At 40.5% G+C, this 15,089-nt stretch carries 12 protein-coding genes; 8 read left to right on the top strand and 4 right to left on the bottom strand.

Translation table 11 applies throughout. The features are described from left to right. Positions 1-729, bottom strand: a complete 729-nt coding sequence (locus ACKWBX_RS14830) for a nitroreductase family protein (RefSeq protein WP_413969502.1) — start codon at positions 727-729, stop codon at positions 1-3. A gap of 424 nt (positions 730-1,153) precedes the next feature. On the opposite strand from ACKWBX_RS14830, the gene ilvD reads away from it, so the two are divergent. From ilvD to ACKWBX_RS14790, 8 genes are all read left to right on the top strand, one after another. After that, positions 1,154-2,830: a dihydroxy-acid dehydratase gene (gene ilvD / locus ACKWBX_RS14825; protein ID WP_413969501.1), complete on the top strand. Its 1,677-nt coding sequence runs from the start codon at positions 1,154-1,156 to the stop codon at positions 2,828-2,830. A gap of 73 nt (positions 2,831-2,903) precedes the next feature. Beyond that, positions 2,904-4,637 carry a biosynthetic-type acetolactate synthase large subunit gene (gene ilvB, locus ACKWBX_RS14820; RefSeq protein ID WP_413969500.1) on the top strand — a complete coding sequence of 578 codons (1,734 nt, stop codon included), beginning with the start codon at positions 2,904-2,906 and terminating at the stop codon, positions 4,635-4,637. A gap of 43 nt (positions 4,638-4,680) precedes the next feature. Then, positions 4,681-5,262, top strand: a complete 582-nt coding sequence (locus ACKWBX_RS14815) for an O-methyltransferase (RefSeq protein WP_413969499.1) — start codon at positions 4,681-4,683, stop codon at positions 5,260-5,262. An 18-nt stretch (positions 5,263-5,280) separates the two neighbouring features. Continuing rightward, positions 5,281-5,808, top strand: a complete 528-nt coding sequence (gene ilvN / locus ACKWBX_RS14810; protein WP_413969498.1) for an acetolactate synthase small subunit — start codon at positions 5,281-5,283, stop codon at positions 5,806-5,808. A gap of 32 nt (positions 5,809-5,840) precedes the next feature. Next, on the top strand, positions 5,841-7,316 hold the full coding sequence (gene ilvC, locus ACKWBX_RS14805) for a ketol-acid reductoisomerase (RefSeq protein ID WP_413969497.1): 1,476 nt from the start codon (positions 5,841-5,843) through the stop codon (positions 7,314-7,316). Between the two features lie 40 nt (positions 7,317-7,356). After that, positions 7,357-8,607: a threonine ammonia-lyase IlvA gene (ilvA, locus tag ACKWBX_RS14800; protein WP_413969496.1), complete on the top strand. Its 1,251-nt coding sequence runs from the start codon at positions 7,357-7,359 to the stop codon at positions 8,605-8,607. 38 nt (positions 8,608-8,645) lie between these two features. Next, positions 8,646-10,232, top strand: coding sequence for an NADP-dependent glyceraldehyde-3-phosphate dehydrogenase (locus ACKWBX_RS14795; protein ID WP_413969495.1), 1,587 nt, complete (start codon positions 8,646-8,648; stop codon positions 10,230-10,232). 183 nt (positions 10,233-10,415) lie between these two features. Further along, a complete protein-coding gene (locus ACKWBX_RS14790; protein ID WP_413969494.1) occupies positions 10,416-11,681 on the top strand; it encodes a serine hydrolase domain-containing protein in 1,266 nt (421 codons plus the stop codon). Between the two features lie 74 nt (positions 11,682-11,755). On the opposite strand, the gene leuB is transcribed toward ACKWBX_RS14790, so the two are convergent. The 3 genes from leuB to leuD all read right to left on the bottom strand — a co-directional run bounded on the left by leuB (position 11,756) and on the right by leuD (position 15,014). Continuing rightward, complete coding sequence (leuB, locus tag ACKWBX_RS14785) at positions 11,756-12,811, bottom strand: 3-isopropylmalate dehydrogenase (protein WP_413969493.1); 1,056 nt, start codon at positions 12,809-12,811, stop codon at positions 11,756-11,758. Positions 12,812-12,900: 89 nt separating this feature from the next. Continuing rightward, complete coding sequence (locus ACKWBX_RS14780) at positions 12,901-14,415, bottom strand: alpha-isopropylmalate synthase regulatory domain-containing protein (protein WP_413969492.1); 1,515 nt, start codon at positions 14,413-14,415, stop codon at positions 12,901-12,903. Positions 14,416-14,417: 2 nt separating this feature from the next. Continuing rightward, complete coding sequence (gene leuD / locus ACKWBX_RS14775) at positions 14,418-15,014, bottom strand: 3-isopropylmalate dehydratase small subunit (protein ID WP_413969491.1); 597 nt, start codon at positions 15,012-15,014, stop codon at positions 14,418-14,420. Positions 15,015-15,089: the final 75 nt, after the last annotated feature.

Genomic DNA, 15,089 nt, shown 5'->3' with positions numbered 1-15,089 from the left:
TTATATCTTTTGATAAACCTCTTCAAAAGGTACCCTAAAACGAGGACCGTATATACCATTAGCCGCTCTCACTCCGCAACCGATGACCATATTGATTTCGGCTCCCCGAGGTAAATTTAGAATCTTCTTTACGCTTCCGGTATCGTTCCCTTCCATGGGGCAGGTGTCATATCCTATCGCAGCCATACTGATCATAAAATTCTGGGCGGCCAATCCCGCACTTTTGTGGGCTACTATGCGCATATCGGAATGGCGAACCTGTTTGTAAATGGGCCTGAACAGTCCAATCAGCTGAAATAAAATATATTTTGTCCATCCTAAAATCCCGAGAAAATCCATATAAATAGAAGGAATTATTTTTTTATAATAATTCAAGGCAAATTTTTCTCTTTTGGAGTAGTCCTTTGGATTTTTGTTTCCGTATTGCTCCTTTAGAAAAGTAATATTGGCTCTGGCTCTTTTTCTCCAAAGATCTTTGCGAACCACTACTACCAACATTTGCTTTGCTGTTTTCGCGGCGTTCTGGTCAAGACATGCCTTTGTCATTTGCTTTAATGTGGTCTCATTCGTAATATGATAAAACTCCCATAGTTGTAGATTGCTACTTGTGGGGGCTAAGACTGCATTTTTAATGCATGCTTTTACTTTATTATCGTCTAGCGCTATATTTTTATCAAATATCCGTACCGATCTTCTATATGCAATTGCTTCGCTAACCGTTTTTTCCATAGATATGAAGTGAAATATGCGTGGTGCTGGTATTGCGAATGTAAAGAATTCTAAATCTAAATTTTTACGATAAAAAAATTTTATGTACTATTGCTTCATGAAATTAATGAATGTCATAATTAATGTGATTATTATTATTCCCTACAGGGAATGATATAGTTATTCATTGATTTGAAAAACCTGTATCGGACCCGTTCGATACAGGTTTTTTTATAGAGTAAATTTAGATATAATAGAACATCTATAAGCACTGAATATGATATAAATTGAATATTTAAAATATTGATTATCAGTTTTTTAAATAATTTTTATAGTAAATGAATTTGGACTGATGAATTTTGTTAAAATGACAAGCCTATTTAAACTTTTATCTTTGATTGAAGACGCTTATAAAATCCATTAAAAAGCATACGAGAACAACAGCATGGAATTGAATAAATATAGTAAAAACGTTACCCAAGACCCTACACAACCAGCGGCACAGGCTATGCTGTACGCAATCGGTTTAACAGAAGAAGACTTAAAAAAGCCTTTCATAGGAATTGGTAGCACGGGGTACGAAGGCAATCCGTGTAACATGCATCTGAACGATTTGGCACTAGAGGTCAAAAAGGGAACAAATGATGCCGGATTAATTGGGTTGGTCTTTAATACCATCGGTGTAAGTGACGGTATTTCAATGGGAACTTATGGCATGCGCTATTCCTTGCCTTCCCGTGATATTATTGCAGATTCTATGGAAACCGTTGTTCAGGCCATGAATTATGATGGTTTGGTGACGGTCGTGGGCTGTGATAAAAACATGCCTGGCGCTTTAATGGCCATGATTCGTTTGAACCGCCCTTCGGTCTTGGTTTATGGAGGTACAATAGCTTCGGGATGTTTTAAGGATAAAAAATTGGATATCGTTTCTGCATTTGAAGCTTGGGGCGAAAAGGTAGCGGGGACGATGAACGAGAAAGATTATAAAGGTGTTATTCAAAACGCTTGTCCAGGTGCTGGTGCTTGTGGTGGCATGTATACCGCAAATACCATGGCTTCCGCAATCGAGGCTTTAGGAATGGCAATGCCTTATAATTCTTCGAATCCGGCTATCGGGAAGCCAAAACAAAAAGATGCTATTGATTCCGGTAGGGCTTTGGAGCACTTATTAAAGAAAGACATTAAACCCAGCGATATCATTTCTAGGAAATCTTTGGAAAATGCGGTTCGTCTTTTAACCTTGTTAGGGGGGTCTACGAATGCCGTACTTCACTTTTTGGCCATTGCCAAAGCCGCTGAGATAGAATTCACATTGGATGATTTTCAAAAAATAAGCGATTCCACTCCTTTTTTGGCCGACTTAAAACCAAGTGGAAAATATTTGATGGAAGATCTGCACCGAGCCGGTGGAACACCAGCGGTAATGAAATTCATGCTGGAAAACGGTATGCTTCATGGCGATTGCCTTACGGTGACAGGAAAAACAGTAGCAGAAAATCTTTCGGAATTACCAGCTTTGCAGGAAGGTCAACAAATTATTAAACCCTTGAACGCGCCGATAAAGGAAACAGGACATTTGCGTATTCTTTATGGGAATTTGGCCGAAAAAGGTGCCGTAGCTAAAATAACGGGCAAAGAAGGTTTGTATTTTTCCGGACCGGCCAAAGTCTATAATGATGAGTTTAAAGCGAATAAGGGCATTGGCAAGGGCGAAGTGAAAAAAGGAGATGTGGTCGTCATTCGCTATGAAGGCCCCAAAGGAGGACCTGGTATGCCTGAAATGTTGAAACCTACTTCGGCCATTATGGGTGCCGGTTTGGGAAAAGAGGTGGCCCTAATTACGGATGGGCGTTTTTCAGGAGGCACACATGGTTTTGTGGTGGGGCATGTATGTCCTGAAGCGCAAGAGGGCGGGTTGATCGGTCTTTTAGAAGATGGCGATATCATTGCCATAGATGCAGAAAAAAATCAAATTTCAGTCGATTTAACGCAAGATGAAATAGATAAGAGGAGGGCAACCTGGGTACAACCTCCCTTAAAAGTCAGAAAGGGAAGTTTGTATAAATATGCCAATACAGTGTCGGAAGCTTCTCAAGGCTGCGTTACCGACCAATTTTAAGATGTAAAGTAAGTATTGGGACAAATTTCAATGATTTGATTTTTAACTCCGTACTTGAATTCGAGTATTAGAAATGGAGACATTAAAGGAAAATAGTACGGAAATCAAAAAGAAGACTTCCATGAAAATTACCGGTGCCGAGGCAATTATTCATTGCCTTTTGGAGGAGGGAGTAGATTTATTATATGGTTATCCCGGCGGTGCAATCATGCCGGTCTATGATGAGCTTTATAAGTTCCAGGATAGACTGACCCATATTTTGACACGTCATGAGCAGGGTGCCACACATGCGGCACAAGGTTATGCCAGGATTTCGGGAAAAGTAGGTGTTGCTATGGCTACTTCGGGGCCGGGTGCTACCAATTTGGTGACAGGATTGGCCGATGCACAAATAGATTCAACGCCTATGGTCTGTATCACCGGACAAGTGCCAAGACATTTGTTGGGTTCGGATGCATTCCAAGAAACGGATATCATCGGTATTTCGACACCCGTTACAAAGTGGAATTATCAAATCACAAAGGCTTCTGAAATTCCTGAAATTATGGCAAAGGCATTCTATATTGCCAAATCTGGCCGTCCAGGCCCCGTACTGGTCGATATTACCAAAAATGCCCAATTTGATGAATTTGAGTTTTCATACGAAAAATGTAAAGGTGTTAGAAGTTATAAAGCCGTTCCAACTCCGGATATGTCCCAAATTAAGGAAGCTGCAGAAGTCATTAATGCCGCTAAAAAACCGTTTATTGTTTGGGGGCAGGGAATCATTTTAGGAAAAGCCGAATCAGAACTAAGGGCTTTTGTAGAAAAGGCAGGCATTCCTGCTGCTTGGACCATCATGGGAGCATCGGCCTTGGATACGGACCATCCTTTAAATGTTGGTATGGTAGGAATGCACGGTAATTACGGCCCCAATATCCTTACCAACGAGTGCGATGTATTGATAGCCGTAGGAATGCGTTTTGATGATCGGGTTACGGGTAGATTGGAAGATTATGCCAAACAAGCTACTGTATTGCATTTTGAAATTGATCCGGCCGAAATCAATAAGAATGTAAATGCAGATGTAGCTGTATTGGGCAATGCCAAAGAAACACTTGGGTTATTGCTTCCTTTGATCAATTCAAACAAACATGAAGCCTGGCATAACCAGTTCAAGGAAAAATATCAAATAGAGTACGATACCGTCATAAAGAATGACATCCATCCAACAAAGGAAGGGTTGACTATGGGCGAAGTAATCGAAGAAATCAATATCGCTTCGGAACATAAAGCAGCTATCGTAACAGATGTAGGACAGCACCAAATGATTGCTTGTCGCTACGCAAAATTCAAGGAATCAAAAAGTAATATTACCTCTGGCGGCCTGGGAACTATGGGATTTGCGCTACCGGCGGCTATCGGGGCTAAAATGGGTGCCATGGATAGGGAAGTGGTTGCCATTATCGGAGATGGCGGTTACCAAATGACCATTCAGGAACTAGGGGTTATTTTTCAACATAATATACCTGTAAAAATTGTAGTGCTGAATAATGACCATTTAGGGATGGTACGCCAATGGCAAGAGCTATTTTTTGACAAACGCTATGCTTCCACCGTTATGGTAAATCCCGATTTTGTAAAAATTGCGGAAGGATATCATATTGAAGCGAAACGGGTCAGTGAACGTAAAGATCTAAAAGCTGCGGTGCAGGAAATGATGGCATCGGACAAACCGTACTTTTTGGAAGTAAAAGTGGAGAAAGAAGATAATGTATTCCCGATGATACCCTCTGGAGCAGCGGTTTCTGAGATCAGACTGAAATAATTCACAAATTAATTTTCTAAACGGAATATGCTATAAATTGGTGATGAACGATTCAAATATTCAGGACATACCAAAAATACATCATCGGATTCAGGCAAAATCAGAGGAAATCGGATTTTCAATGCCATCGGATTTGTATATCGGTTCGCTTTTAAAAACGTTGGTAAGTTCCAAGCCAAACGCTCATATTCTGGAATTGGGTACCGGTATCGGCCTGAGTCTTTCATGGATGGTTGATGGAATGGATAAAAGCTCTAAATTAATCACAGTTGATAACGATCCAGAGCTTATCGCTATCGCACAACAGTATTTCGGACATGATGAGCGATTACAAATTATCCGTGAAGATGGTGGCAAATGGATAGAAAATTACAAAGGCCCTAAGTTCGATTTAATTTTTGCCGATACGTGGCCAGGAAAATATAGCCATATTGACACCATTATGGACATGATAAAAATCGGTGGGTTTTATGTAATCGATGATATGGTATCACAGCCCAATTGGCTAGAAGGTCACGAGGATAATGTGACAGATTTAACGGCATATTTAGAAGGTAGAAAAGATTTTGGCATCACTAAGATGAATTGGTCTTCCGGGGTAATTTTAGCGGTTAGAAAATATTAAAAGTAGAGATAGTAACACATGGAAAAACAATGGTTTACCATATCGGTTTATTCTGAGAATAATGTAGGATTATTGAATAGAATATCTGGAATATTTTTAAAGCGACATATTAATATAGAGAGTTTAAATGTCTCAAAATCAGAAATTGAAAATGTTTCAAAATTCACTATAGTCGTTTATACTACGGAAAAATGGGTGCGTAATATTGTAGGTCAAATAGAGAAACAGATAGAAGTGATAAAAGCTTTCTATCATATAGATGATGAGACTATTTATCAGGAATCCGCTTTGTTCAAAATTGCTTCGAATTTATTGTTTGATGAACGTCAGATACAGAATATTATAAAGGAAAGCAATTCTCAGATCGTTACGGTAGCCCGTGATTTTTTCGTGCTCGCTAAAACAGGAAGAAAGCATGAAATTGATGAAATATACGAGCAGTTCAAACCTTATGGAATCATGCAGTTTGTTCGCTCCGGGAGAATATCCGTCTCAAAAGATGAAATGCAGATTTCGGCATTGTTAAGAGAATTTCAACACAACTAATCAATTTATAATTAAACAAAAGAGAATACAAAATGGCAAATTATTTTAATACGCTATCATTACGTGACCAATTAAAGCAGTTAGGAAAGTGCAGATTTATGGATGCTGCTGAATTCGCTGATGGTATTAATGCCCTAAAAGGAAAAAAAATAGTCATTGTTGGCTGTGGCGCACAGGGACTTAACCAAGGTTTGAACATGAGGGATTCCGGCTTGGATATTGCATATGCTTTACGGGACGCTGCCATTCAAGAGAAAAGACAATCTTATATAAACGCTTCTGAAAATGGTTTTACCGTTGGAAATTATCAGGATCTGATTCCTTCTGCGGATGTAGTTATCAACCTGACACCGGACAAGCAACATACCGCTGTAGTCGGTACCGTGATGCCTTTAATGAAAAAAGGAGCTACACTTTCTTATTCCCACGGATTCAATATTGTGGAAGAAGGAACGCAGGTTCGGGAAGATTTGACCGTAATTATGGTCGCTCCTAAAAGCCCAGGTTCAGAAGTTCGTGAAGAATATAAAAGAGGTTTTGGAGTACCTACTTTGATTGCGGTTCACCCGGAGAATGACCCGGAAGGTAAAGGTTTGGCACAGGCAAAGGCATATGCCGTAGGCACGGGAGGCCATAGGGCAGGGGTGTTGATGTCCTCTTTCGTTGCAGAGGTAAAATCGGATCTAATGGGGGAACAGACCATTCTTTGTGGTTTGTTGCAGACCGGTTCCATTCTTTGTTTCGATAAGATGATCGAAAAGGGAATCGATGCCGGATACGCCTCAAAATTGATTCAATACGGATGGGAAACCATTACGGAAGGTATGAAGTACGGTGGTATCACCAATATGATGGACCGTCTTTCCAATCCTGCCAAAATAAAAGCATTTGAATTGTCCGAAGAATTGAAAGATATCATGCGCCCTTTGTTCCAAAAGCACATGGATGATATCATGACCGGTCATTTCTCTAAGACGATGATGGAAGATTGGGCCAATGACGATAAAAATTTGTTAACGTGGAGAGCTGCAACAGGTGAAACCGCTTTTGAGAAAACTCCAGCTGGCAATATGGAAATAAGTGAGCAGGAATTTTATGATAATGGAGTTTTGATGGTGGCTATGGTTCGTGCAGGGGTAGAATTGGCCTATGAATCCATGACCGAATCCGGAATCATAGGGGAATCGGCCTATTATGAGTCATTACATGAAACGCCATTGATTGCCAATACTATAGCAAGAAAAAAACTGTTCGAAATGAATCGGGTTATTTCGGATACCGCTGAATATGGCTGTTATTTGTTTGACCATGCCTGCAAACCTTTGTTAGCGGATTTCATGAAGACTATTGATACCGATGTAATCGGTAAAACGTACAGCGAAGGCGATGGAAATGGCGTAGATAACGCTAAATTAATCGCCGTAAACAAAGCGTTGCGCGAGCATGATGTAGAAATAGTAGGAGCAAGGCTCCGTGAGTCCATGACCGCAATGAAACCGATAGTTTAATTACCAACCAAAGTTGATCGGGCCATGTGCCCGATTTTTTATGGCATATTTTCCAAGCATAGTAGACATACGGGCGGCGGCCAAGACCATCGCCCAAGTTGCCGAGCCTTCACCGTTGATAGAGAGTTTTCGACTTTCCAAGGTTTTTGATAGTACTATTTCTTTAAAAAGGGAAGATCTTCAACGCGTGCGTTCGTATAAGATTCGTGGAGCTTTTAATAAGATAAGTTCGCTCTCTGCAGAAGAACGTAAAAAAGGAGTCGTCTGCGCCAGTGCCGGGAATCATGCCCAAGGCGTTGCTTTTGCATGCAACCATTTAAAAATTCAAGGTACGGTTTACATGCCTTCCGTAACGCCAAATCAAAAAGTACAGCAAACAAAACTGTTTGGTGGGGATTGGGTAACTGTTGTATTGGAAGGTGATACGTTTGATGACGCATTTAACGCCTCCAAAGTACATGAAGAGGAAACCGGAAAAATATTTGTGCATCCCTTCGACGATCCTAAAATTATAGAAGGTCAGGCTACGGTGGGGTTGGAAATTCTGGAACAGGACAAAACTCCTATTGATTATTTGTTCGTATGTATTGGTGGTGGTGGATTGGCATCGGGATTGATATCCGTTTTTAAGGAACTTTCCCCAAATACAAAGATTATCGGGGTGGAGCCTATGGGCGCACCTTCAATGAAAACTTCCATTGCGGAGGGAAGGGTAGTCACTTTAGAAACGATAGATAAATTTATAGATGGTGCCGCAGTAAAACGAGTAGGGGAACTTACATTTCCCATTTGCGATAAATATCTTAATGAAATGGTAACGGTAGCGGAAGGTAAGGTGTGCCAAACAATTTTAGATTTATACAATAGGGATGCCATTGTGGTAGAGCCTGCGGGAGCCATGACCATTGCTGCATTAGATGATTTTAAAACGGAAATCGTTGGAAAAAACGTAGTTTGTATTGTTGGTGGGAGCAATAATGATATAGCAAGAACGGCAGAGATAAAGGAGCGTGCATTGCTTTATGGAAAGTTAAAGCACTATTTTATTGTTCGTTTTCCACAAAGGCCCGGGGCTCTAAAAGAGTTTGTAGCGGAGATTTTGGGCCCTTTGGATGATATTACCCATTTTGAATACTCAAAAAGGTCCAGCAAGGAAAATGCCCCGGCCGTAGTAGGAATCGAATTGAAGTCTCCCGAAGATTTAGCACCTTTGGTACACCGGATGAAAGTCAATAACTTTTACGGCGACTATTTGAATGACAAACCGGACTTATTTGAATATTTGGTTTGATTATTTTCCACTTTTATACGACTAGATAAAAAACACATATGAAAACGACCAACATACCTCAAGAATTTCAGATTACGGACACGATAGACCAAAGACATTATTTGGTGAACGGCGAATTAAAAAAATGGGAAGGAAATACAACGGAAGTATTTTCCAGTATTTCTACTACCCATGAATATAAACCCACGCTTTTGGGAAGTATCCCGGATATGGGAGAACCGGAGGCTTTGGAGGCGCTGGACGGCGCTTTAAAAGCATATGATAAGGGACAAGGAGTTTGGCCTACAATGAAAGTAAAAGACCGTATTGAGTGTATGGAAACCTTCGTTGGTAAGATGAAGGAAAAACGTGCCGAAGTAGTGAAATTGTTGATGTGGGAGATTGGGAAATCGTTACCGGATTCCCAAAAAGAGTTCGATCGTACGGTCGAATATGTTGAGGATACCATAGAAGAATATAAGGATTTGGATAGGGGAAGTGCCAAGTTTCAAAAACATCAGGGAGTATATGCACATATTCGCCGGGGTCCATTGGGGGTCGTACTCTGTTTGGGGCCTTATAATTATCCGCTGAACGAGACGTTTGCCTTATTGATTCCTGCCATTATCATGGGAAATACTACGGTTTTTAAGCCAGCAAAACATGGAGTTTTATTGATTACTCCTTTGCTGGAAGCCTTCCAATCCAGTTTCCCCAAAGGTGTCGTAAATATTTTGTTCGGTAGGGGCAGGGCGGTTGCCGCTCCGATTATGAAAACGGGAAAAGTGGACGTACTGGCTTTGATCGGGAATAGTAAATCTGCCAATGCTCTACAGGAACAGCACCCAAAGAGTAATAGATTGCGTCTGGTATTGGGACTGGAGGCAAAAAACCCTGCGATAATTCTACCCGATGCAGATTTAGATCTAACCATTGATGAAGTCATAGCGGGTACCACTTCTTTTAACGGCCAGCGTTGTACCGCTCTAAAAGTGGTCTATGTACATGAAGATATTAAAAAGGAATTTTTAAGTCGATTTTCTAAAAAAGTGGATGAATTGAAATTCGGAAATCCCTGGGAAGACGGGGTGAAATTGACGCCCTTACCTGAACCCGGAAAACCTGCTTATATCCAGGAATTATTGGATGATGCATTGGCAAAAGGAGCATCGGTACAGAATAAAAAAGGTGGAGAGCATTCAGACAATTATATATGGCCAGCGGTTTTGTATCCTGTTTCCAAAGATATGCGTGTGTATCAGGAAGAGCAGTTTGGACCCATAATTCCCGTAGTTTCATTTAAGGATATAGAGGAGCCCTTGGATGATATGGCCGAAAGTAATTACGGTCAACAGGTAAGCTTATTTGGAAAGGACGTGTACACCTTATCCCCATTGATAGATACGTTGGCCAACTTGGTCTGCAGGGTAAACTTGAACAGCTCGTGCCAACGCGGACCGGATGTGTATCCGTTTACGGGAAGAAAAGATTCTGCCCAAGCTACATTGAGCGTACATGATGCGCTGCGTTCTTTCAGCATCAGGACTTTTTTGGCATTTAAGGACAATGAGCTGAACAATGAGACCGTGGAGCAATTGCTTGATGCTAAAGTGAGCAATTTTTTAAGCACCGACTATATTTTATAGCTATTGCAATTTTCTGAGATTGGTTGGGATGAAAATCAGTCTATGAACGGATATAAAATAGAGGGTTGTTTTCCTTAATTGTGGAATTCAAAAGATAGGGCGATAAAATAAATTGGGTATATATGAGTTATATAGGTACCCTATTTACATATTATTAACCCAAAATCTTAACCTAATATTCCCGTGCGCCATTATAGAATTTTGATAGGAACTATCCTAGTAGTTCTTATACTTCCCGTCATAACAGCTTCAAAGATTCATTCAAACGAAGCCACAATTCGTATTTCAAAATCGATATCTTATAAAAAAGAAGTAGATAAAAAAGCGATAGCATTGTATGCATCGAAAAAGCAAAAACTAAAGACTGCTTTAGAAGAATACTTCAACAAAGCTATTGCCTCCGGTACTATAGTTGGTGCAGGCGTCAGTATTGTTCAAGGAGATTCTATTGTGATTTCGGACGGATTCGGAAAGCGTAGCGTAAATAATAAAAGCAAGGTAAACGGAGAAACTGTTTTTCGTTTGGGGTCTTTATCAAAAGGATTTGCCGGGGTTTTGGCCGCTAGTCTAGAAGCTGAAGGTAAATTGGATTGGGACGACAAAGTGGTAGATTATATTCCCGAGTTTCAATTTGGAGATAGGTCAAACACAAAAAAAGTAAGGCTTTCCCATATCTTATCCCATAGTTCCGGGACACCTTACCATAGTTTTACCAACCTTGTAGAAGCAGGATTATCCGTTTCAAGTATTGCAAAACGTTTTGACGAAGTCACTCCCATAAGTGAACCGGGGTCTGTATATAGTTATCAAAATGCAATGTTTTCCCTTAGTCAAGAAGTCATGGAAAAAATATGTGGGGAAGACATTAAAACACAGTTAAAAAATCAATTCTTTAGTCCACTGGGTATGTCAACGATTTCCATGGATCATGATTCACTTTTGGAGGTAGAGAATGTAGCGATGCCTCATGTAAGAAGCAGGAGAGGATGGAAAAAGACGGCACTCCGAAATAAATATTATAATGCCGTAGCAGCTGGTGGTATCAATGCCAGTTCTTTGGATATGGCAAAATGGATGCGTTTTTTGTTAGGCCATAACCCAGAAGTTCTTCAACCTAAAGTCATAGAAAAAGCATTTAGCCCTTTTATTGAAATACCGGGCCACAGTAAATATTATCAACGATGGGCAAACCATAAACAATCCTATTATGGTTTTGGCTGGAGAATACACGAATTCGAGGATGCTGAAACACAACAGGAAACCAAGGTTTGGCATCATGGGGGGAGTGTTAACAACTACCGAAATGAAATCGCGTTGTTTCCAGAAACCGATTTGGGGATTTGTGTTTTATTAAATGGAAATTCCAGATTGGCCAGAACGGTTATTCCAGACCTTCGTAAGATAATTGAAAGAATCTACAATACAGAGACTAAAAATGTATCCTTATAATTTGTATGTCGAGTGGTTAAACCCCACAAACCAAAGGCTTTTACTATTATAAAATAGATACGGGATTTAAATGGTCAAATGTTGGAGGCCAACCAATCACCTACCTCGCTGGTCTTGTATGATTTTTCTCCTTCGGCTAAATCCTCGGTAACAACTCCCTCTGCCAATGATTTGTTGACGGCATCTCGAATTGCCTTTGCTTCCTCGGCCAAATCAAAATCTTCAAACATCATGGCTGCCGATAAAACGGTTGCTAACGGATTGGCGATGTCCTTTCCGGCGGCTTGTGGGTAGGAACCATGAATGGGTTCATATAATTTTGCTTTTTCCCCTACGGATGCTGAAGGCATTAATCCCATTGAGCCAGATATAACCGAGGCCTCATCGGTCAAAATATCACCGAAAAGATTTTCGGTAATGAGCACATCATAATCGTTGGGCCATTGTACCAATCGCATAGCCACTGCATCTACAAACTCATAGGCGACTTCTACTTCCGGATAATCCTTTTCCATAGCCTGAACCGTTTCTCTCCACAGGCGTGAAGATTCCAAAACATTGGCCTTGTCCACACAACAGAGCTTTTTGGAACGCTTCATGGCCAGTTCAAAACCTTTTTTGGCAATACGTTGCACCTCGTTCCTATGATAGGTACAGGTGTCATAGGCGGTATTACCATTGTTTAGCCTTCCTCTTTCCCCAAAATAAATACCTCCCGTTAGCTCCCGAAGAAAAACCAAATCGGTTCCTTCTATACGTTCTCTCTTCAATGGGGATTTATCGATCAGCGATGGAAAGGTAAAGGTTGGCCTTACATTAGCAAATAATCCCAATTTCTGACGCATTTTTAATAAACCTTGTTCCGGACGTACTTTGGCGGATGGGTCATTATCAAATCTAGGATGACCAATAGCGCCAAACAGTACGGCATCTGCCTGTACGCAGGTTTCATGGGTGTCATCTGGGTATGGTTCGCCCACTGCATCAATGGCCGCCGCTCCGGTTAGTGCTGGTTTCCATGTGATTTCATGACCGTATTTATTTGCAATCGCATCGGATACTTTTACGGCCTGTGCTATGACTTCCGGTCCTATTCCGTCACCGGCTAAAAGTGCTATGTTTAGTTTCATTTTTTAGTGTTGAGATGTAAGATAATAGTATTGAGGTTTGTTATTGTGATAGTTATATTTTTATTTAGAACTGTCAAATGTCAACTGATTCAAATCATATTCAACATTTTTTCCGTAGCTTTTATAGCACTTACCGTTTGGTCCGAGTCCAATCCTCTTGAGGTAAATTCTGTACCATTGGATTCCCACGTAATTACGGTTTCACAAAGTGCATCGGAAGTACTTCCCGGTGGAATACGTACCGCATAGTCCACTAGTTTTGGTAATTCAATCTTTTTGGATTCGTAAACCTTTTTCAAGGCATTCATAAAAGCATCATACTGACCATCACCTTGGGCATTGGCTTCGTGCATTTTGCCTTCTATCTCTACCGATAACGTGGTAGATGGCATTAAACCCTTGGCATGCGTCAACACGTAGGATTTGACAAAGACCTTTTGTTTGTGCGTATCGGTATCCAATACATCTGAAATAATAAAAGGAAGGTCATCTTTGGTGACACGTTCTTTTTTATCGCCCAATTCAATAATTCTGGCAGTCACTTTTTTTAGTTCCTCGTTGTTCAAGGTAAGTCCCAGTTCCTGTAAATTTTTCTGGATATTTGCCTTTCCCGACATTTTACCCAAAGCATACTTACGTTTTCTTCCGAAACGCTCCGGCATTAAATCACTAAAGTAAAGATTCTTTTTGCTATCTCCATCTGCATGAATTCCAGCGGTTTGTGTGAAAACATTATCTCCAACAATAGGTTTGTTGGAAGGAATGCTTATACCAGTAAAAGCTGAAACCAACTTGCTTACTTTAAATAATGCTTTTTCATTGATATTGATTTTCACCTGAGGTAAAAAATCATTGATGACTGCAATGGCACTTGCCATTGGTGCGTTCCCTGCACGTTCGCCCATACCATTTACGGTCAAGTGTAATCCATGACACCCCGCTTTTACGGCTTCCATAATGTTGGCTACTCCTAAATCATAATCATTATGACCATGAAAGTCAATATGAAGGTCAGGATATTTCTTTATAATTTCGGCTAAATAATCAAAGGTTTCCGTGTGGGTAAGAATTCCGAGTGTATCCGGTAATAGTACCCGTTTCACTGGCTGTGTTGAAAGAAAATCCAAGAATTCAAATACATATTCTTTAGAATTTCGCATACCATTGCTCCAATCCTCTAGATATATGTTATTGATGATACCTTTACTTTGGGCAGATTCAAAAATTTCAGCAATCTCGGAAAAATGTTGTTTCGGTGTTTTTTTAAGCTGATGCTCCAGATGGTTTAGGGAACCTTTGGTCAGCAAATTTTGGGATTTGGCTCCTGCTTTTTGCATCCATTGTAAAGAAACGCCTCCGTCTACAAAAGTGAGCACTTCTATATTATCAAGATGGTTTTGGGTAGCTGCCCAATCCGTAATCTGTTGTACCGCTTCTAGCTCGCCATCGGAAACCCGAGCCGAAGCCACTTCAATACGATCAACCTTAAGCTCGCCCAAAAGGAGCTTGGCCAATGTTAATTTTTCAGAAGCGGAAAAGGAAACACCCGATGTTTGCTCGCCATCGCGAAGGGTGGTATCCATAATTTCGAGCCGTCTCTTCATTTTTAGAAAGGTCTCGTCTTTGCAAACTCCTTGATATCATCCTTGATATTCAACAAGTAATCAATATCATCAAAGCCATTACTCATATTCCCTTTTTTGTAGTCGTTAATTTCAAAAGACTCGCTTGCTCCTGTGGCCAACAGGGTAACTTTCTGCTCGGAAAGGTTCACTTCAATTTCGGTTTCAGGGTCTTTTTCTATGGTAACAAAAATCTGTTGCAAAAATTCGGCACCTACTTGTACGGGCAGCACTCCAATATTCAGACAATTCCCTCTAAAAATATCTGCAAAAAAACTAGAGATTACACATCGAAAGCCATAATCGTAAACCGCCCAAGCAGCATGTTCACGGGAAGAGCCGGAACCGAAATTTTTTCCACCTACCAGTATTTTTCCTGAATATTTTGGATTGTTCAAAACAAAATCCGCCTTTGGGGTATTGTCCTGATTGTACCTCCAATCCCTAAACAGGTTGTCGCCAAACCCTTTTCGCTCCGTGGCTTTTAGGAAACGAGCCGGTATGATCTGGTCCGTATCCACATTTTCTATGGGCAAAGGAACTGCGGTAGAGGTGAGTATATTGAATTTATCGTATGCCATTTTTATTTAGTTGTTTGTTAATAGTTGTTAGTTGATGGTTCTGATGGTGGTTGCGTTATAAAATAACTGTCAACC

It is taken from the genome of Maribacter algae, from assembly GCF_047345745.1.
In the GTDB taxonomy this organism is placed as follows: Bacteria; Bacteroidota; Bacteroidia; order Flavobacteriales; family Flavobacteriaceae; genus Maribacter.
Note: the sequence above shows the minus strand (reverse complement) of the source record. Positions and strands in the feature narration are given on the sequence as shown.

Coding starts and splice junctions, on each gene's coding strand:
- ACKWBX_RS14830 (WP_413969502.1), bottom strand. CDS start 729: ATGGAAAAAACGGTTAGCGAAGCAATTGCATATAGAAGATCGGTACGG.
- ilvD (WP_413969501.1), top strand. CDS start 1,154: ATGGAATTGAATAAATATAGTAAAAACGTTACCCAAGACCCTACACAA.
- ilvB (WP_413969500.1), top strand. CDS start 2,904: ATGGAGACATTAAAGGAAAATAGTACGGAAATCAAAAAGAAGACTTCC.
- ACKWBX_RS14815 (WP_413969499.1), top strand. CDS start 4,681: ATGAACGATTCAAATATTCAGGACATACCAAAAATACATCATCGGATT.
- ilvN (WP_413969498.1), top strand. CDS start 5,281: ATGGAAAAACAATGGTTTACCATATCGGTTTATTCTGAGAATAATGTA.
- ilvC (WP_413969497.1), top strand. CDS start 5,841: ATGGCAAATTATTTTAATACGCTATCATTACGTGACCAATTAAAGCAG.
- ilvA (WP_413969496.1), top strand. CDS start 7,357: ATGGCATATTTTCCAAGCATAGTAGACATACGGGCGGCGGCCAAGACC.
- ACKWBX_RS14795 (WP_413969495.1), top strand. CDS start 8,646: ATGAAAACGACCAACATACCTCAAGAATTTCAGATTACGGACACGATA.
- leuB (WP_413969493.1), bottom strand. CDS start 12,811: ATGAAACTAAACATAGCACTTTTAGCCGGTGACGGAATAGGACCGGAA.
- ACKWBX_RS14780 (WP_413969492.1), bottom strand. CDS start 14,415: ATGAAGAGACGGCTCGAAATTATGGATACCACCCTTCGCGATGGCGAG.
- leuD (WP_413969491.1), bottom strand. CDS start 15,014: ATGGCATACGATAAATTCAATATACTCACCTCTACCGCAGTTCCTTTG.